We start from the raw sequence: 18,599 nt of genomic DNA, 5'->3' as shown, positions 1-18,599 counted from the left end.
TACTGGCGATCAGTCTCGACGCCACACCGCAAAGCCTGCGATTGACCAGCGCGCCAGTCATGGAACTTTTCTATGCCCTGCAGCACTATGGTGGCTATATCGTCGACGATAGCGGCTGGGACGATAATCAGATCGGCATTGACAATAGCACCTTAGGCGATACCGATCTCTCAAATACCACCTTCGTCAATGATGTCAACACGCTCTTCGCCAATTTGAAAATCATCGATAATAATGGTCCGGATAGCATTGGTGGCGGCGGGACACCGATCGTGCAGCCCGCTCCTACCCTGCTGGCCAACTCTCCTACACCACTGAATAAGAAAAACTGGACCACGACCGCCTCGGATAACAGTGCCAACGCGCAACTGATGCTGGATGGCAATACTTCCACCGGCTGGAATACCGCGAAGAATCCTTACGCGGGCGAAAATATCGTTATCGATATGAAGAAGCCGCGCACCTTTGATCGCGTCGTCATGGCAAGACGCTGGTACAGATCGAGCCATTGACACGCTGCGATGCGGGCGGCAACGTTTATGGCTATCGCGGCTGCGGCTCTGATATTACCGGAGATGGTATCTGCGGAGGTCACTTTGGCTCGGGTCTCAGCAGTATCGGAGGGATGATTCGCTTAAGCGAGCTGCAGGCCAGCGGCAACCAGAACATCCCGCACGCGCTTCAGCTAGAGATATGGAATAAGTATCTCTATGCCTGTCACGGCACCGTTAATGGCTATCGCTGGCCCGCCAATCAGGCCGACTCAGGCACCTGTGACTCCAGCAATCCGGCCGTTTATAAAGGAACCAATACGAGCCTGATGCAGGGTTCCCTGCTGGCCCTCTCGCCATCGGCAACGCCAGATAGCCTGGGGATTAAAACAGACGTGGGCCGTAAAATGTTTTATACCCTCCAAAATTATTGTGGCTACATCGTCGATGATACCGGCTGGGACGACGTTCAGATTGGCGTCGAAAATACGTTGCGAGACAACTATGATTTCGGTTCGGCTGATCTGAGCAGCGACATCAAGAGCCTGTTCGCCGCCCTGCAAATCATCGACAACAATTCGTTCTCCAATATCGGCGGTGGTGGGACACCACGTGTGCCGCTGGCACCTCCCCTGTCTACCTCTGGAAGCGGTGCCTTTCTTGATCGTAGCGGCTGGACTGCCAATGGGACGTCCAGCAACAATCTGCTGGCGCCCCTGGATGGAAACAATGCCACACGCTGGACCACCGAGGCGCCGCAGACCAATAATCAGTACTACCAGATAGACATGGGGCAGGCGCACAGCATCAGTCGCATCACCCTGGACTGCAGCCAGTTCCCCAACGACTATCCACGGCAATATAACGTCTATCTCTCAACCAGCAACTGGACCTGGGGTAACGCCGTCGCGGCCGGAAGCGGCAACGGCGCAAGCCTGGACATCTCGTTTAGTCCCCAATCAGCTTGCTATATCACCATCCAACAAACCGGCAGCGACAGCTACTACTGGTGGAGCATCGGCGAACTCCACGTGTCTACATAAGACAGCTTGCTGATAGAGTAGAGAGCAGTGCCACGTCGATGTGCGTGGTACTGCTCTTTCATTACAAACAAATACTGCAGAGCAGGTATTTGCCCGGCACAGGCAGGTAGCCTAACTTGCGATTGACCGTCAGCATTGGCACGTTTTCGGAATCATTGTTGGTGCGAAGGTAGGCTACTCCATATTTCCTTGCACACCTGATGACAAGCAGTTTCAGCGCGAGCGCAATTCCGCGTCCGCGATACTCCGGTTCTACACCAGTCATCATATTGTACATGGAATTGGTGGTTGGAAAGTAGCCAGCCGCAGTCATACCAACCCATTGTTTTCCATTAGCAGCTTTGGTTATTCCGACTTTTGGTTCTGACTGTGCTCAAAACCTACATATATCAATATCTTGTTTTTTTGTGCATATATGGGATATGCTGTTAAGCAAGGCTGTCACTACCCGCATAGACTCATCTGGGGGCGTCCCTGAAGAGGTCGTTCTGGGAGGTGGCTCTTCCTCAAGAAGAATTGCTCCCGTACTCAGAGCATTTTCGAGAGAAGACAGTTGTTAGACGTGTTGCAAGGAATCGATCGGAAACCACAACAGTCCTTTGGCATCATCGCCAGGATGCTCGATTGCCTCCTCTACTTCAGCTGAGCACAAAAGTTGCCAAAAAACCTTTTTTTTCGAGTTCATTCCACAGACAGAAAGGGAATAGACCAGGATGCCAAAGATGACTCTTCCCCCACGAAGCGCGCAACGCCAGGAGGATACCTGGGACATTGCCAGTGTATTTCCCAATATTGCGGCCTGGGAAACTGAATATCAGTCGGTGCAAGCAGAATTACCGGCCTTTCAAAAGTTCCATGGGAAGCTGAATGGTCCCACGATACTGGCCGAGGTGCTGGATGCATCCTTTCAGGTCATCGTGCGCGTCCAGAAGTTGTCTATGTATGCCGAGCTCTTGACGAGCGTTGATGCCAGCGATGAAAAGGCGGCAGCTCTGATCAGCAGGGCAGCGACGCTCGATGGGCAGGTGGGTGCGGCCCTGGCCTTTATCAAACCAGAACTGCTGGCGAATGGCGCGGAAAAACTCGCGCTGTGGACCAGTTCAGACTCACGCCTGGCTGCGTATACTCATTATGTAGAGGATCTTTTACGCTTGCAGGCCCATGTACGTTCACCTGAAGTTGAGGAGCTATTGGGTGCGCTCAACGATCCTTTTGCGACAACGTACGGCGTAGTAGGATCTCTCACCGGTGCTGAGATGCGCTTTCAGCCAGCAACATCGAGTACTGGTGAGGAATATCCAGTCGCTCAGAGCACGACTGTCCCACTGTGGTCCAGCACTGACCGCGAGACGCGCCGCACGGCCTGGGAAAACTACCATGATGGCTATCTCGCCTTCAAAAGGACGCTGGCTCATAACCTGGAAGGTCAAATTAAGCAGTATGTCTTTTTAGCGCGTGCACATGGCTATCGCTCTGCCCTGGAAGCGCGGCTCGCGGTTGACAATATCCCCGTTGAGGTGTATCACAATGTGATTGAGACCTTTCGTCGTAACCTCCCCACCTGGCATCGCTACTGGGCGCTGCGGCGGCGCATCTTGGGATACCAGACCCTGCATACCTATGATCTCTATTCGCCCTTGACCACGAAGCTACCGGCACTGCCCTATACACAGGCGGTAGACTGGATTGCTGAAGGACTGCAGCCGCTCGGCGATGAGTATGTGCAGATTCTGCGTCGGGGCAGTCTGCACGAACGCTGGGTGGATATCTATCCCAATCAGGGCAAACGCCTTGGGGCCTTCTCCTCAGGCTGTCCGGGGACGCATCCTTTTATCTTCATGAGCTATGACGACTCACTAAAAGGCATGAGCACCCTGGCGCACGAACTTGGGCACTCGATGCATTCCTATCTGACCTGGCAGACGCAGCCGCTGGTATACAGCAAGTATTCGATGTTTGTAGCCGAGACTGCTTCAAATTTTCACCAGGCCATGGTACGTGCGCATCTGTTGCGCACGCACCCTGAGCGCGATTTCCAGATCGGGCTGCTGGATGAGGCCATGAACAATTTCCACCGGTATTACTTCATCATGCCCCTGCTGGCCCGCCTTGAGCTGGAAATGTATGAGCGTGTGGAGCGCGGCGAGGCCCTGACCGCCGATGTCCTCAATGCCCTTTTTGCTGAATTCCTGGCGGAGGGCTACGGCAGTGAGGTTGAAGTGGATGCCGCACGCGATGGCATTACCTGGGCCACCTTTGGCCATCTCTATGCAAACTTCTACGTCTTCCAGTACACAACAGGGATCGCTGCTGCGAACACCCTGGCGCGCTCAATTCTTGCATCCCAGCCTCAAGCGGTTGAACGCTATCTCGCATTTTTGCGCACCGGCAACGCGCGTTATCCGCTCGATGTCCTTCAGCAAGCAGGCGTCGATTTGAGCACACCTGAGCCAATAGAGGCCACCTTTGCTGTGCTGGCTGACTATGTCGAGCGCCTCGAACAGCTGACAAGCACTCCAGAGTAACGCTCAAGAAGAAAAACCAAAAGCATGTCAACGTAGGTGCCCGGCTTGGCCAATCTTGCCGCGAAGCGGTCCACATCCGGGCACCCTCGTTCTCCAAACACGGTTCCATGCGAAAGAAACGGGCACCAACAAGCCACAGTCATGGTTCATGTTTACCATCTACTTCTCTGTATTTCATCTACGTTTTTACGCCATTTCTCTTGCCCGGCTCTCAGCTTTGGGCACTCGACGAAAGCGGGTCAAATCCAGCCTGAGCCAGAGAAACTTCATTTTGCTGCAGAGGACAGAGACGCCTGTTCTTGTGCCCAGGCTACTGCTGTTTGCAGAAACCACCTTGCGCCCGGAGATGCCAAATCTTGCGACTTAATGGCGAAGCCAGGCTGCATGTAACGAGGGGGATCGAGTGGGAGCAGAGCGATTCCCTCCATCTTCTCCGGAAGCATCATACGTGGCAGCAGCGAGACACCTAGCCCTTCACGAACCATAGCAAGGATGGTGGTCATATCACCGGCATGGTAGCGAATAGTGGGTTCAGTCCTCCCCCACTCAAGACCTGCCTGTTGCAGAAATGCACATCCTATCCTGGGCATGATAAATGGCTCTTCACGTAGCTCCCTAAGCGTCACGGCTCCCTGCGTATACAGGCGGTGATGGGGTGGAACGATCACATACAGTTCGCTTGTGCTCATCAGCGTACTTTTGATCTCTTTGGCCGGGTGCAGAACAAGCCCAACATCAATGATACTGCTGATAATCCACTCATACACCTCGTGCAACTTCCCTTCAAAGAGCACGACTTCGATATCTGGATACTCAGCCTGAAAACGCGTGAGCACACCAGCAAGCAAACGCAGACAGACAGAAGGAATGCTGCCCAGACGTAGTTTCCCCATAGCCTCCCCATGCGCTTCTTTCGCTTTTTGCTCGATAGCCTCTGTTTGTGCCAGGATCACACGAACGTGTGGAAGCATTTTTTCACCCATCTGAGTCAGTGCAACACCGCCTCTGCGGCTGCGTTTAAAGAGCTGAACGCCTCACTCACTTTCGAGTGTTGAGAGGGCATGGCTCACCGCTGACTGCGTCAGGCTCACACTATAGGCTGCTTCCGTGAAACTTCCCGTTTCTGCCAGCGCGACAAAACACTGGAGTTGTGAAAAATTCACATGAAAATATTTCATAATTTATGAGAAATATGATTTGCCTTCATTCCAGCAGATCAAGTATACTTCTGACAAGTGAGGAAGGAAGCTATATTCTTCACCCTTATACAGTTATATAAGGGATAGATGAGCGATACAACCATTATAAAATACCATTATGAAGTACACAAGGAGATATCGATGCGTTTACAAGGAAAAACAGCTTTGGTTACCGGAGCTACCTCAGGAATTGGACAGGCTATTGCTGAATCCTTCGCCCGTGAAGGGGCACAAGTGATCATTGCAGGGCGGAATGAGCAACGTGGAAAGCTGGTGGTTGATACGATTCGAACTGCTGGTGGATCTGCCACGTTTCTTGCCGCCGATCTGGCATCAAAAACAGCCATCGACCGTCTGGTGAAAGATGCATACGAGACGTTTGGTCTCGTCGATATTCTGGTGAATAATGCAGGAGTCTATCCATTTGCTCCGACACCACAAGTCGACGAGACAACATTTGATACGGTCATCACGACGAACGTGAAAGGCCCTTTTTTCCTGGCAGCCGCCTTGCTTCCTCACATGGCAGAGCGAGGATCGGGAAAGGTCATTAATATTACGACAGCAGGGGCTCACGTTGGGGTTGCGGGTGCAGCTCTTTATGGCGCATCCAAGGCCGCTCTCACGTTGCTGACGAAAGCCTGGGCAGCGGAGTTTGCTCCTAACGGTGTCAACATTAATGCCATTGCGCTAGCGCCAACCATTACGCCTGGTACGGTAGGTATGGAAGAGATACTGGAGTCAATGGCGCAAGGAATTCCGGCAAGGAGAGTAGCACAGCCGAGCGATATAGTTGGAGCTGCCATCTACCTTGCCAGCGATGAAGCAAACTATGTTCATGGTGCAACGATCCCTGTAGACGGAGGGATGCTAGCCATCTGATCTTTTTCTTCCTGACGCAAAGAGGTGCGCAACCATCACAATATGATCGTGCACCTCTGCTTCTTATTGATCTCCAGCAGACTCGTGCCCGAGAGCCTCAGGAACGGAATGCCGGCACCAGGCGGCCAAGGCGCTGGATAGCTTGCGTCTGGTACGGAAGCAGGCTCAGCGATCCGCTCAAGAAATACAAGACCACCGGCAACGTTCGCACAATCGGCGTCACGACCACGCGTTTGCGAACCAGTGATCCGAGCAGCAAGCCGGGGTGCGCCCACTCCACCCTCGCCAGATCGAGGATCTTCAGGATCAAGGACCGCTCCTGCTGCTGATCACCGCGCAGGAGATGGTAGGCAGATTGGGGAATTGACATCCTCCCACGACTTGAGTCGTGGGGAGGATGTCAATGGTGGCAACCCCATCCAAAAGGAGCACATTACATCCCGGCACCCTGCAAAGCTGTTCGCGCGGTGGCACGCATGCGTTTGAGTAATCTATTTTCTACTTTTGCCACATGGGGATGGATGCCTCCGTTTTCTTTTACTGCTTGCTGCCATTGATTGAAGCGTTTTGTTTTTGTATCGATATCGTGCAATTCAGTACAGCCAATGCTGTCTGTGTTCAAGTCAACCGTAATGGTATCGCCGTTTTCTACGAGCGCGATTGGCCCTCCAAGATAGGCTTCTGGCGTCACGTGGCCGATGACAAGACCCACTGAGCCGCCAGAGAATCGGGCATCTGTCATCAAAGCAATCGTGATGTTTTTTTGTCGGCAAAGGGTTGTAATACGGGATGTAGGGTCGAGCATTTCAGGCATGCCCGGTGCGCCCTGCGGGCCAGCATAACGGATGACAACCATGTCTTTATCCTGAAATATCTCTGGAGTATGTGTGAGCGCTTCAAGCACGGCTGCCTCACTATTAAATACCTGCGCTTTTCCGGTAAAGATGCCGTCTTCCATGCCACCCTCTACACCTGCCACTTTAATCACTGCGCCACCTTCGGGAGCGAGGTTTCCGCTGAGCATCCGCAAACCACCCGTTGGTTTAAAGGGTTTTGCAACAGAATGGATAACTTCACCATCAGGTGCTGCTGGATTCAGGCGGTTGATTTGTTCCTGCAGTGTCTCTCCTGTGCAGGTGATGCATGTTCCATCCAAAAATCCCGCTTGCAGCAGTTCTTTTATAATAACCGGCAGGCCACCTTTTTCTTCGATATCCACCATAGAATATGTTCCAAACGGCCGGGTATTCACCAGAACAGGAGTGATGCGGGAAAGTTCATTAAATTCTTGTTGCGTGATGACATCGTTCCAGAAATCCAATCCTGCTGTCCTGGCAATTTCCGGTGCATGGAGCACGACATTGGTTGATCCTCCCATGGCAATAGCAACGTTGATCGCGTTTCTTAAGGATGCTCTGGTAACAATATCTTTCGGGCGGATATTCTTCTTTGTCATCACCAATAGATATTCAACGAGTTCGTCAGGAAACTGTTGTATCCTTCGCGGGTCTTGTGAGGCAGGAGCGACCATATGCAGTGGTTCCATGCCAAGTGCGCCGAAAAACGACTGCATAGTGTTATACGTAAACATCCCACCGCAACTGCCACATCCAGGACACGCATTCATGGCATACCGTGTTTTCTTTTCTCCGTCTGCATCTCCAGCAACTTGAAAACAACTCACAAGGTCAATCCGTTCTTTTGTTTGGGGATCTATTCCCGGCCTGATAGAACCGTCTGACATGATAATGGCAGGTTCATTATGTTCCAGGAGTGCCGCGAGCGTGCCGACAGGCGGCTTATCACAGGCGACCACTGCAATAATCCCTTTTGCTTCACTGCCACTGAGATGTAAGCACGCCGCATCATGGGTGACTTCCCTGCCGATCAGCGAAAAGCGCATCTGGCTTGTGCCATTCAACTGTCCGTCTGACACACCTCCAGCAAAATTCGGCGCGATCAAGCGGATATTGAGATTATCTTGCAAAATTCTCTTGCTCATGGCTTCCTGGACAGCTGCGACTTTAGCGGTAATACCTATATAACATTGGCTGTCTCCCTGATTGCCAATCACTGTCCAGACTGGCGCATGGACTTTCATTGGATCCTGCCCCAAAAACTTTGCCGTCCCCACCTTCTGGCAATCCCGGCCAGGATTTTCGGAAATGAATGCGTTGTTTGGTTCGCCGTTATACTTGCTATCGTTCATATGAAGTAATCCTCCCACAGTAGCACTATGCCAAATATTGAGGGCGTTTCGTACCCCCCAAAATGCTCTTCAACAAACGAGAAAGCCAGCTTAGACAAGGTCAAACAGAACGAGAAAAAAGCCGTTTTGCAGGTGAACCCAAAAGGGATGCTCTCTGCCTGTTTCAACCTGGAAATGCTCTGCTCATCTGAGTTCCGAAGCGCCCTCACCGTTGTTAGATTTCACTCTATTCTATCACGATCAGAAAAATGCTCAGCCAGGGTTGTTCATACAACTCAGGAAAATAATCCTCGCACCATTGGCGAGTCGCTGTGGTCGAAAAGGAACGGCGCTCTCATACCTGGCTGAAGCACAGAGGTTTTCCCGCGCTCGGTTATATATAAACGTGCGGACGTATGGCTCATCGATATACGTTCTGAGGCTACTGGTTCTGGGGACGCCCATCGCCCGAAAACCTGCGACAGGATCCGCGCTCCATCTTCCAGAAGGTCCGACCCGACTGGGGCCTCTCCACACCTGGCCTGCGCGAAGATTGGGAAGGCGGCAAGAAACTGCATTCCCCCTATGGGCACAGACGATAATACCGTATAGATCAGGTAAAGCACCTATTTTGAAGCCATGTTTCCCAGATAGTGCTGAACGAGTATTTATTTGATAGTTCTGTTGCTCACTTGCTCTTGAGAAAAATCGCTCTTCTTCGTCGATTTCTTTGAGATATAATAAAGCAGAAAGGATAAAGTTCCATTGCTAACAGAAATGAGTAACTGCAGTGGCCTCAAAGTTTGGAATCTGGTGGCAGAAGATACAACAACATCCATTCATCGTGATGGGCATTATTGTCCCGCTCATGGCGTTACTTGTCCTTGCCTTAGCGGTACACCGGTGGGGATGGAACTGGACAGGCTTTGCTCCATACTTCAGTCCTCCGGGGACCCAATATAATGATGTCCCACGTGGGAAGACGCTCTGGGATTGGCTAGGTCTCCTCATCATTCCCCTTATGCTTGCGCTTGGAGGCTTTTGGCTCAACGAACGAGACAAGGACAGAGATAAGAGAGTCGCGGAGCAACAGTACAAGGCTGACTGTGAGACCAGGGCAGATAACCACAGAGAAGCAATGCTCCAAACATACTTCGAGAAAATGGCAGAGCTCCTTCTTGAGAAAAAGTTGCGTGACGCAGAAGAAGAAGAAGAGGTACGGAAAATAGCGCGTGTTCGGACATTCATAGTGCTCCGTAGGTTAGACGTAATGCGGAAAGCAGCTATAATTCGAGGATTGCATGACTTTGGCCTGATAGACAAAGATAAGAGTGTTGTGAGCCTGAACGGAGCCCACCTCAGCGGAGTCGACCTGAGCGGAGTCCCCATCAGCAGAGCCCATCTCGGCGGAGCCGATCTCAGCAAAGCTAACCTCAGCAGAGCCAAACTCAGCGAAGCCGATCTCAGCGAAGCCGATCTCAGCGAAGCCGATCTCAGCAGAGCTAACCTCAGTGGCGCCAACCTCAGTGAAGCCAACCTCAGCGAAGTCGATCTCAGCAGAGCCAACCTCAGTGAAGCCAATCTCAGCGGAGCCGACCTGAGCGGAACTGACCTCTTCGAAGCCGATCTCAGCAGAGCTAACCTCAGCGGAACTGACCTGAGCGGGGCTGACCTCAGCAACGCCATTGTCACTGAAGAACAACTGAAAGAAGCCAGGTCACTCCAAGGCACAATTATGCCCGATGGGTCAAAACATCCACACTGAGCTCAATAAACATAGAGTCCAGGATCGCACATCGGGTTTCCGGCGTGAGTGCCTCTCTTTGCCGAAACTCCAAATTAACGCATAAACTTGCCAGGAAAAGTCGTATGCTAAAAATCACGAAATTCTCTCTATGGATCCAGACTTCACACGTCTTTTGGGCGAGTAATTGCGTCAATTTGGCGAGGTTATAGTTCCTCCTCTGCATTTCCATCAATCCCTGCTATGATCAGCTTGCTTCCGAACCTCCAGTTCAGGGAAAGATAGAAGTGAACATATCTTCCTCTTCTACAAAGAAGCAACTCCAGAACATTCAGTCGTCACTTCTGGAGATTGACAAGCATCCTCTTCATTTCATGTGATACATTTTCAGGAGTACCCTTCTTTTTTTGCTCTTGCCAATTCCTTTCTTTTGAATGAGTTAGAGTCAGTGTCACAAGGTTTTGTCGCTACGCGGGAACGGCCCAATGAGCTGTGTTCATCTACAAGTTGCGCGACAATTTTCAGAGAAACGAAGTATCCATATGACAAAAAAATTGCCACCATCGCCATTGATGGAAACATCCAGACATGAACCGACCTCTCCCCTTCTTTTGCACTCCAGTGAAGAGAGCGCCTGGGATGGGTTGGTGGTGCGTGTCTACCGTGAACCAAGGGAGATCGAGCAATTGACCATGCCTCTGGTTTCCACTCTCACATTGGGGTTGCTCATAAGCGGAACGATGTATAAGGAACAACGAGAACTGGGCGGCCCCTGGAAAGGTCAGTATTTGCGCCAGGGAAGTCTCTTTTTGAGACCTGCAGGGAGAGCACCTTATGAGCTACGCTGGCAAGCACTCTCCTCTCAGCCAGTCCAGACCCTGCTTCTCCAATTACACACGGATCTTGTTTCTCACACCACCCAGGAACTGGCAAGTGCTGCTACGAGGCAAGTGACATTCGCAGAGAACATTGGTTTCCAGGACCCGTTGCTGATGCAGATCTGTCTCTCCCTCTGGCACGACCTCAAGCGGCAGACTCCTGCCGAGACACTCTATCTGCAATCCATTGCTCAGTTCCTCGCCGTTCACCTCCTGCGGGGTGGTTCTCCGGCAGTGGAAAACGGTCAGACATTGACGCGCCAACAGATGCGGCACGTCACCGACTTCATCCAGGCGCATCTCGATCAAGCTCTCTCTTTAGAGCATTTGGCTCAGCAGGCTGGCTTGAGCCCCTATCACTTTTCCCGCCTGTTTCGTCAGACGACAGGAGAGAGCCCGCACCAATTTGTCTTGGGGCGACGAATTGAGTTCGCACAACAGTTGCTGACGGAGACGGATGCATCGCTGGCTCAAGTGGCGCTTCAGAGCGGCTTCGCCAGCCAGAGCCATCTCAGCAGCATCTTCAAACGACGCCTTGGCTTCACTCCCCGAGCCTATCGGAACACCAGGGAGATCTGAGCAGGTTTTTGCACCAATACGCAAGAACGTGGAAGATTTGCTCGCCTCTTTCCCTGTATCATATCAGTATTCTACTGTATCAAAGAAGAGGATAGGAAAGAGAGAGTTGAAAGCATGCAGAACGCCAGACCTTCCATTACTCCTAATGATGTCGAGAAATACGTGAAGCATGAGTATGCAGATAGTAATGGTGTGAAGATCCATTATGTGAGCATGGGTGAGGGACCATTGGTTGTGATGGTCCATGGTTTCCCTGATTTCTGGTATACCTGGCGTCATCAGATGGTGGCGTTGGCTCTACATTTCCAGGTGGTTGCGCTTGATCTGCGTGGCTATAATTTGAGCGATAAGCCAACCGCGGGTGAGCAGTATTCGATGCGCTACTTGATCGGCGATGTTGAGGCAGTGATTCGCCACACTGGACACGAGAAGGCTATTCTTGTCGGTCACGATTGGGGTGGCTCGATCTGCTGGCAGTTTGCTACGGACTTGCCTGCTCTGACAGAACGGTTGATTATTCTGAATATGCTTCACCACAAGGGGAGGACTCGCATGTTGGCCAAGAATGCGCAGCAGCGTGCAAATAGTGCTTATGCTCGTCAATTTCAGGAAGAGGGAGCGCACAAGCAGCTTTCGGCAGAGATGTTGACTGATGAGTGGTTGAAGATAAAGGACCCTGTTGCGCGAGCACAGTATATCGAGGCTTTCCGACGATCGAGCTTTGAGGGGATGTTGCACTATTATAAGCAGAACTATCCTCGCCCACCTTACCAGGAGGCACCGGATCCGGTCACAAAGGTGCAGGCTTCGGTCCTCCAGATTCATGGATTGGATGATAAGGCTTTGCTAGCGGATGGCTTGAACAATACATGGGAGTGGCTTGAGAACGATTGGACGTTGCTGACTATCCCCGGAGCTGGCCATTTTGTTCAACGGGATGCAGCCGATTTGGTGACGCGCACTATGCTGAGCTGGCTTCATCGCTAGCTTCCCTGTGGAACTGACCAAGGCAAGCTGATGAGAAGCCACGAATGGGAAAAGTCATTTCGTCTGTGGAGCGCAACGGCAGGTATCCAAGGGAAGGGGTTTTCCTCCTTTCAGCCTGCCTTGCGTCAGTTCCTTCTTTTTGCCATTTATTGACTGCTCATTTCGCCAAGTTTCCTCGTTGACACATATCTCCCCGTTTCAGCGAAGTTATGGTATGGCTGACAATATCTTCTCCGGGAAAATACGCTTCTGTCGTCAAGCGTGGTGAATGGATTGGTAAACGTGTGGCTATGTGTTTTTCCGCGCGAGCGCATCCCGCACCTGTGCGTCATACGTGGATGCATTGAACCAGTTGGGATAGATTGCCCCTGGCTCTGTCAGTCTGCCCAGCGCCACAAGCTCATCGGTGCTGAGCGTCAGAGCATGTGCACCCAGATTCTCCTGGAGCTGGCTCACGTTGCTGGCTCCCACCAGGATCGATGTGACCGCCGGGCGAGAGAGTAACCAGACTAATGCGACTTGCGCGGGAGAAACATCGTGCTGCCGGCCAATGTCTCGCAGCGCGCTCACGACATCGTACCCATGTTCGCGATCAAACGGGAGAATGTCAAAGCCTGTCAGTCGGCCCCCATTGCCGTTGGGATTCTCACGTGTATATTTCCCTGAGAGGAAGCCACCGGCCAGCGGACACCACATCTTGTCGGCGTTTTCCCAGTGCTTGCCCGAGCATCACCTCCGATTGCCCATTGGCATACGCATCGGCGGTATTGAAAAAATTGACCCCTGCATCAAGCGCTCGTGCGACGAGCTCGTTTGCCATCGTCTGATCGACCTTATAGACTGAGCCGAATGCCCCCGATCCTTCGCCAAAAGTCATGCAGCCAAAGGCAAATGTGGAGACGACAAGACCTGTCTTGCCCAATTGTGTATATTGCACACTATTTCTCTTTTCTCATTCTTTCAGTGCTTGAGCGATCCCAGGCTCAAGCACTGAAAGACGCGTTTTCCGTGGTTTGTGTTCCTCTCGCTTCTGGAAACATCCCATGGCAAGGGAGGTCCACTCAAGGAAGAAGACTTAGGGTTCATATTTCCGGATGGCGTCTGCGCTGGTCGGCCTGAAAAAATTGACCAGGTTTCCGTCAGGGTCGCGAAATAGCACGGAGCGATTCCCCCACGGCATGGTTGTCGGCTCCATCACAAATTCGTTGATGATGTTCTTGAGCTTTTCATATTCCCGGTCGACGTCATTGACCAGAAACTCGATGATCACCGTATGGTTCTGAGCCGGGGAAGCAACGTTTGCTCCGAAGAGCCCGATCGTTCGCGTGCTCGCAATCGCGAGAAGAGAGGAAGGCGAAGCCAGTTCGGCAAAATCTTCCGTGTACCATTTCGCTGACAGGCCCGTCACCTGTTCATAGAAGTGAACCAGACGTTTCACATCGTCGGTAATGACTCGGATCGAGACGAAGTTCATAAGAGAGTTCCTTTCGTGATTGCATTTTTGAATGATATATGATACGCTACGGTATCGTAGCGCAACAGTAGTGTATCATATAAACAAAAGGAACGTCAAGACGTGGCGAAGAGAGACGTCGTTCGTTCAGCGTAGGAAAGGAAACCAATGAACAGGAGTACTCATCCCCCCATCGATGATCGGGTTCGGCGCTCAAAGGAGCGTGTCCTTCAGGCGGCTTCTGAGCTCTTGACCGAAAGCGGGTTAGAGGGTGTCAGCGTCGAGGAAGTTTCTCGCCGATCCGGGGTTGCGAAAACCACCATCTATCGTCACTGGGCAACACGAGCAGATCTTGTGATCGATGCCTGTTCCCAGATAAACACCAAACAGGATGTGCCCGATACGGGCAGTTTCGAAGGGGATATAACGGCGTTCCTCACGAGCATGGCCACCCTTTTGCGTACGGCAAGATGGTCTTCCGTCGTGCCATCGATCATCGATGCCGCCGAGCGTGACCCTGACATTGCCCAGATTCACGGCATCATTCAAAGGGGGCATGCTGCGCCATTGCGAGAGATTATCGCCCGCGCCGTGCGCAATGGCGAAATACCGATGAGCACCGATCCGTCTACCCTGATCGCAGTGCTTCTCGGCCCGCTCTTCTATCGCCGCTGGTTCTCTCGCGAGCCTCTTGACGATACGTTCGTGAAAGCCGTTGTCCAAAATGTCATCAGTCAGCTATGAAAGACCAGGTCGACGACCAAAACCTCCCGCTACGACACTGGAAGAGACGCGAGAAACGACCGCGCAGGTCATCAGTTGGGCGATCTTCGGTCCGCAGCGCAATGGAGCCGCAGAGACCAAAGCATCTCAAAAGTGGTGATGCCCAACGTGTTCTGGCTATCGTGATGGCTGGCTTGTCACTTGTCATCACTGTTACTTGACCGGCGCTCTATGCTAAGCTTGTATCCTTGACATTTCTAATAGTGGAGGTTATCATTTTTCTAGAGAAATTAGTTGCATGCATGCACACAAATATCGGGAGGGCGAGACAATTATCCATCATGATGATACTGAATTGCTCACCTGGAGTATCAAACAATTTCGGAGAACCATTCTGAGCGATTTCATCTACGGGATGGTTCAAGCCTTTGAGGATTTTGACTATTCGCTGCCTCAAATGGCAACCTTGCTATTCCTGGATGAGCAGGGCGATCTGACCATCAAACAGGTCGCCGAGGTACTGGGACGTTCAGTGTCGGCTACCAGCCGCCTGCTCGATCAACTCGTCAGGCGTGGAATGATTCATCGTCGCGGAGATGAGCGGGATCGACGGGCCAAACTGGTGGCCATTACCGAACAGGGGCGAGCGCTGATTGCGACCCTCGAACAACGGCGCGCTGAGGCGCAGATATCCGCCATGGATTATCTCTCGACTGAAGAACGAGCTGCTGTAACTCGTGGAATGGTACTGCTCGCTGAAGCCGCGCAGAGAAGGAAAGAACACCATGCGTCCTCCACAACACGAACAGAAGGATCAACAACATCCTAGCTCTCCCGATTACGTACTCCCTTTGAGCGCCCTCAATCGTGACATGCTGGCGCTGGTCGGTGGCAAAGCCGCCAATCTTGGGGAGCTTACCAGCGCGCAACTCCTCGTGCCGCCCGGATTCTGCGTCACCACCATCGCCTACGCGCAGGTTGCGGAGGAAACTGATCTGCACAATGTTCTGGATCACTACCCTGCTGGAGAAGATGGAGAGACAGCAAGACTGGCAAACATGGCGCAGGCCGCCCGCACCCGTCTGCTTGCCGCGATCATGCCCAAAGAGATTGCTGATGCCATCATCGCAGCCTATAACGTTTTGGGCGCTGGAGAACCTATCCCTGTAGCAGTGCGTTCCTCTGCCACCGCCGAAGACCTGCCCTTTGCAAGCTTCGCGGGCCAGCAAGATACCTACCTCAACATTGTCGGGAGCGATGCCGTGCTGGATGCTGTGCTGCGCTGTTGGGCCTCACTCTGGACCGACCGCGCGGTACGTTATCGCGAGAGCCTTGGTCTCGACCAGCGTACTACCAGGCTCGCCGTCGTCGTGCAACGAATGGTCCAATCCGAGGTCGCGGGCGTCCTTTTCACCGCCAATCCTGTCACTGGCAAACGCCATCAAGCTGTCATCGATGCCAATCCTGGCCTGGGAGAAGCGGTCGTCTCCGGCGCGACCAACCCCGATCATTTTGTCGTCAACACTGCGACAGGCGAGATCATCGAGCGCAGGCCTGGCGATAAGCGCGTTATTATCAGCGCAGCGGCAGGTGGTGGCACGCTGCGTCGCGAATCCCCTGATGGTCACAAAGAAGCCTGTCTCACCGACGACCAGATCCACGCTCTGGCCGCTCTAGGAGAGAAGGTCGAAGCCTACTATGGAGCGCCACAGGATATCGAGTGGGCCATTGACCATTCGGGAACGTTCTGGCTCACGCAATCGCGTCCGATCACCACCCTCTATCCCTTGCCTGCCAACGCCCCAACCAGCGACGATGTGCTGCGAGTCTACTTCTCGTTCAACGTCTTCCAGGGCGTCAATCGCCCCTTCACTCCGGCAGGAGCCTCGCTCTTCCATTTGATCGGATCTGGGATTGCTGCAGGAATGGGCTATCCGCAGCCCGATCCCCTGGCTGGCCCTCCCGTAGTGCTTGATGCTGGTCAACGTCTCTACCTCGATGTGACGCACCTGTTACGGAACACGATCGGACGCCGTCTGCTCATAGGTGCGGCGAGCTTCGGTGAGGCTCGTTCAGCACCGCTTTTCAAGCAAGTAACCAGCGACCCCCGCCTCGCACTCATTCCGACGAAGCACTGGCACCTGATACGCGCTTTGGCTTCCGCGTTGAAAAAAACTCGGGCACCGCTCTACGCCCTTCAGGCATTGTTCTGGCCTAAGGCTGCTGTGAAGCGGGTACAGCAAACCGCTGAGCGTGTACGGGCGACAAACTTCATCACGCCTGGCCTCACGAGCGAAGAACGCCTGAGAGGAGTAGAGCGTTTTGTCGGGAATTTCGTGAAGATCATCGGCGGATTAGCACCAGTGTTGCCCATTGGGCTGGGAAGTCAAGCTATGGCGGGCAAGCTGTTGGGCGATCTCGCGAAGCCAGAGGAGAGGCAGGTCGTGTTGCGCGGTCTCCCGCATAATCCAACCACAGAGATGGATCTGGAGCTCTGGCATCTGGCGCAACGGCTGACTGACTCTCCCGACATCGTTGAGCGGATGCACGAATCCACACCTGAGCACCTGGCACAGGCGTATCGGGCAGGCTCCTTGCCGCCTCAACTCCAGCAAGGATTGGCGGCATTTCTCGCACGCTATGGACATCGCGGCGTGGCTGAGATCGACCTTGGCTTGCCGCGTTGGTCAGAAGATCCAACGCACATCCTCGGTGCGCTTTCCAACTACCTGCATCTGGAAGACGTCAATCTGGCTCCCGATGTGCAGTTCCAGCGAGGCGCACAAGAGGCCAAAAGCATGCTGGCCGAACTGGTCCAGAGGGCAAGGAGCAAGGGCTGGCTACGCAGTCGGTTGGTTCACTTCTTCCTGAGCAGGACTCGTGAGCTGGTTGGCTTGCGTGAGATGCCCAAGTTCACGATCATCTTGATGATGGCGCGTATACGTGAGTTGCTCTGGTCGATTGGCGAAGAATTGGAGCAGGATGGGCGGCTGGAAGCAGCTGAGGATGTCTTCTTCCTCACCTTGCCCGAGATTCATAGCGCACTGGCAGGCCAGGATATGCACGATGTCGTGCGCGATCATCGCAGCGCGTACGATGTTGAACTGCGTCGTCGCCACATACCGCGTGTGCTGCTCTCCGACGGCACCGAACCCGGCGCCCTGGTCACCGACGAGGCTGATGAGGCTGCAGGAATACTGCGAGGAACACCAGCATCGCCCGGACGGGTCACAGCGAAGGCCAGGGTCATTCTCGACCCAACCGGAGCGCACCTGGCCCCTGGCGAAATTCTGGTTGCGCCCTCGACCGACCCTGGCTGGACGCCTCTCTTCCTGACGGCGGGCGGGCTAGTAATGGAAATGGGTGGGGCTATCTCCCACGGCGCAGTTGTGGCTCGTGAATACGGTATCCCGGCCGTCGTCGGCGTTGCCGGAGCCACCGAGCGCATCACCACTGGTCAGTGGATCACCGTCGATGGCGCGGCTGGCAAGATCACGATCGAAGAACCAGCAGAAGCACCAGCTGCCGACTGAAACGGTTGAGAAGCATTACCTTTCACATGCTTTTGCCTCACCATCCGAGCATGCTCGCAAAACAGCATCCACTGATCCAGATGGGGTTCAGGTGGAAGTAAAAAGCACCTTGTTCACCTACTCATTATTACGTATCCCTGGCCGATACCAAAAGCGGGAATACATCCCTCTCTCATGAGCAAATACGTCATTGCTGGAGTCACGGCTCGTGGTGATGAGTCGTGAGCAAAGTTTGACATGTTTGAGAAAGGATAACTGAAGTAGTCAGCACATGTAGGCATTCCATCTTTAAGGTGATATACTACGCGTGCGGGTTTTGATCAGTAGCGACGTTTATGATGAAGAAAGAGGCAGCCTGACGGATCGCAACATTC

At 53.1% G+C, this 18,599-nt stretch carries 18 protein-coding genes; 10 read left to right on the top strand and 8 right to left on the bottom strand.

Annotated features, from left to right (window positions below; translation table 11 throughout):
• Positions 1-59 precede the first annotated feature (59 nt).
• Both KTT_RS32195 and KTT_RS32190 read left to right on the top strand, forming a co-directional pair.
• Positions 60-512 (top strand): discoidin domain-containing protein, encoded by a 453-nt coding sequence (locus tag KTT_RS32195; protein WP_126601752.1) that lies wholly within the window; start codon positions 60-62, stop codon positions 510-512.
• Positions 509-1,534 carry a discoidin domain-containing protein gene (locus KTT_RS32190; protein WP_126601751.1) on the top strand — a complete coding sequence of 342 codons (1,026 nt, stop codon included), beginning with the start codon at positions 509-511 and terminating at the stop codon, positions 1,532-1,534. Before KTT_RS32195 ends, KTT_RS32190 begins: the two co-directional genes overlap by 4 nt.
• 61 nt (positions 1,535-1,595) lie before the next feature.
• On the opposite strand, the gene KTT_RS32185 is transcribed toward KTT_RS32190, so the two are convergent.
• Complete coding sequence (locus KTT_RS32185; protein ID WP_371864945.1) at positions 1,596-1,883, bottom strand: GNAT family N-acetyltransferase; 288 nt, start codon at positions 1,881-1,883, stop codon at positions 1,596-1,598.
• A 364-nt stretch (positions 1,884-2,247) separates the two neighbouring features.
• Between KTT_RS32185 and pepF the strand changes: the two genes are divergently transcribed.
• The gene (gene pepF / locus KTT_RS32180; protein WP_126601749.1) at positions 2,248-4,059 is read left to right on the top strand and encodes an oligoendopeptidase F; all 1,812 of its coding nucleotides are present in this window, start codon (positions 2,248-2,250) and stop codon (positions 4,057-4,059) included.
• Positions 4,060-4,325: 266 nt separating this feature from the next.
• On the opposite strand, the gene KTT_RS32175 is transcribed toward pepF, so the two are convergent.
• A complete protein-coding gene (locus tag KTT_RS32175; RefSeq protein WP_160146289.1) occupies positions 4,326-5,030 on the bottom strand; it encodes a LysR family transcriptional regulator substrate-binding protein in 705 nt (234 codons plus the stop codon).
• Positions 5,031-5,093: 63 nt separating this feature from the next.
• Positions 5,094-5,237 carry a LysR family transcriptional regulator gene (locus KTT_RS37845; RefSeq protein WP_126601747.1) on the bottom strand — a complete coding sequence of 48 codons (144 nt, stop codon included), beginning with the start codon at positions 5,235-5,237 and terminating at the stop codon, positions 5,094-5,096.
• A gap of 162 nt (positions 5,238-5,399) precedes the next feature.
• Between KTT_RS37845 and KTT_RS32165 the strand changes: the two genes are divergently transcribed.
• Positions 5,400-6,140, top strand: a complete 741-nt coding sequence (locus KTT_RS32165; protein ID WP_126601746.1) for an SDR family NAD(P)-dependent oxidoreductase — start codon at positions 5,400-5,402, stop codon at positions 6,138-6,140.
• 97 nt (positions 6,141-6,237) lie between these two features.
• On the opposite strand, the gene KTT_RS32160 is transcribed toward KTT_RS32165, so the two are convergent.
• Complete coding sequence (locus tag KTT_RS32160) at positions 6,238-6,510, bottom strand: hypothetical protein (protein WP_126601745.1); 273 nt, start codon at positions 6,508-6,510, stop codon at positions 6,238-6,240.
• Between the two features lie 63 nt (positions 6,511-6,573).
• Complete coding sequence (locus KTT_RS32155; protein WP_126601744.1) at positions 6,574-8,349, bottom strand: dihydroxy-acid dehydratase domain-containing protein; 1,776 nt, start codon at positions 8,347-8,349, stop codon at positions 6,574-6,576.
• 769 nt (positions 8,350-9,118) lie between these two features.
• Between KTT_RS32155 and KTT_RS32150 the strand changes: the two genes are divergently transcribed.
• The 3 genes from KTT_RS32150 (at position 9,119) to KTT_RS32140 (ending at position 12,516) form a co-directional block, all read left to right on the top strand.
• Positions 9,119-10,093, top strand: coding sequence for a pentapeptide repeat-containing protein (locus tag KTT_RS32150; RefSeq protein ID WP_218031061.1), 975 nt, complete (start codon positions 9,119-9,121; stop codon positions 10,091-10,093).
• Between the two features lie 521 nt (positions 10,094-10,614).
• Entirely contained in the window at positions 10,615-11,529 is a 915-nt protein-coding gene (locus KTT_RS32145) for an AraC family transcriptional regulator (protein ID WP_160146287.1), read from the top strand.
• 114 nt (positions 11,530-11,643) lie between these two features.
• Positions 11,644-12,516 (top strand): alpha/beta fold hydrolase, encoded by an 873-nt coding sequence (locus tag KTT_RS32140; RefSeq protein ID WP_126601742.1) that lies wholly within the window; start codon positions 11,644-11,646, stop codon positions 12,514-12,516.
• A gap of 288 nt (positions 12,517-12,804) precedes the next feature.
• Here the strand turns inward: KTT_RS32140 and KTT_RS36865 are convergent, their stop codons facing one another.
• From KTT_RS36865 to KTT_RS32130, 3 genes are all read right to left on the bottom strand, one after another.
• Entirely contained in the window at positions 12,805-13,212 is a 408-nt protein-coding gene (locus KTT_RS36865; RefSeq protein WP_218031060.1) for an aldo/keto reductase, read from the bottom strand.
• Positions 13,163-13,453 (bottom strand): aldo/keto reductase, encoded by a 291-nt coding sequence (locus KTT_RS36860; protein WP_218031059.1) that lies wholly within the window; start codon positions 13,451-13,453, stop codon positions 13,163-13,165. The genes KTT_RS36865 and KTT_RS36860 overlap by 50 nt, the downstream gene beginning before the upstream one ends.
• A gap of 138 nt (positions 13,454-13,591) precedes the next feature.
• Entirely contained in the window at positions 13,592-13,990 is a 399-nt protein-coding gene (locus KTT_RS32130; RefSeq protein WP_126601741.1) for a VOC family protein, read from the bottom strand.
• 147 nt (positions 13,991-14,137) lie between these two features.
• On the opposite strand from KTT_RS32130, the gene KTT_RS32125 reads away from it, so the two are divergent.
• The 3 genes from KTT_RS32125 to KTT_RS32115 all read left to right on the top strand — a co-directional run bounded on the left by KTT_RS32125 (position 14,138) and on the right by KTT_RS32115 (position 18,225).
• Positions 14,138-14,713 carry a TetR/AcrR family transcriptional regulator gene (locus tag KTT_RS32125; RefSeq protein ID WP_126601740.1) on the top strand — a complete coding sequence of 192 codons (576 nt, stop codon included), beginning with the start codon at positions 14,138-14,140 and terminating at the stop codon, positions 14,711-14,713.
• Between the two features lie 277 nt (positions 14,714-14,990).
• Positions 14,991-15,521 carry a MarR family winged helix-turn-helix transcriptional regulator gene (locus KTT_RS32120; protein ID WP_126601739.1) on the top strand — a complete coding sequence of 177 codons (531 nt, stop codon included), beginning with the start codon at positions 14,991-14,993 and terminating at the stop codon, positions 15,519-15,521.
• The gene (locus KTT_RS32115; RefSeq protein WP_126601738.1) at positions 15,478-18,225 is read left to right on the top strand and encodes a PEP/pyruvate-binding domain-containing protein; all 2,748 of its coding nucleotides are present in this window, start codon (positions 15,478-15,480) and stop codon (positions 18,223-18,225) included. Before KTT_RS32120 ends, KTT_RS32115 begins: the two co-directional genes overlap by 44 nt.
• Positions 18,226-18,599: the final 374 nt, after the last annotated feature.

This window comes from Dictyobacter aurantiacus (assembly GCF_003967515.1).
Lineage (GTDB): Bacteria > Chloroflexota > Ktedonobacteria > Ktedonobacterales > Ktedonobacteraceae > Dictyobacter > Dictyobacter aurantiacus.
Note: the sequence above shows the minus strand (reverse complement) of the source record. Positions and strands in the feature narration are given on the sequence as shown.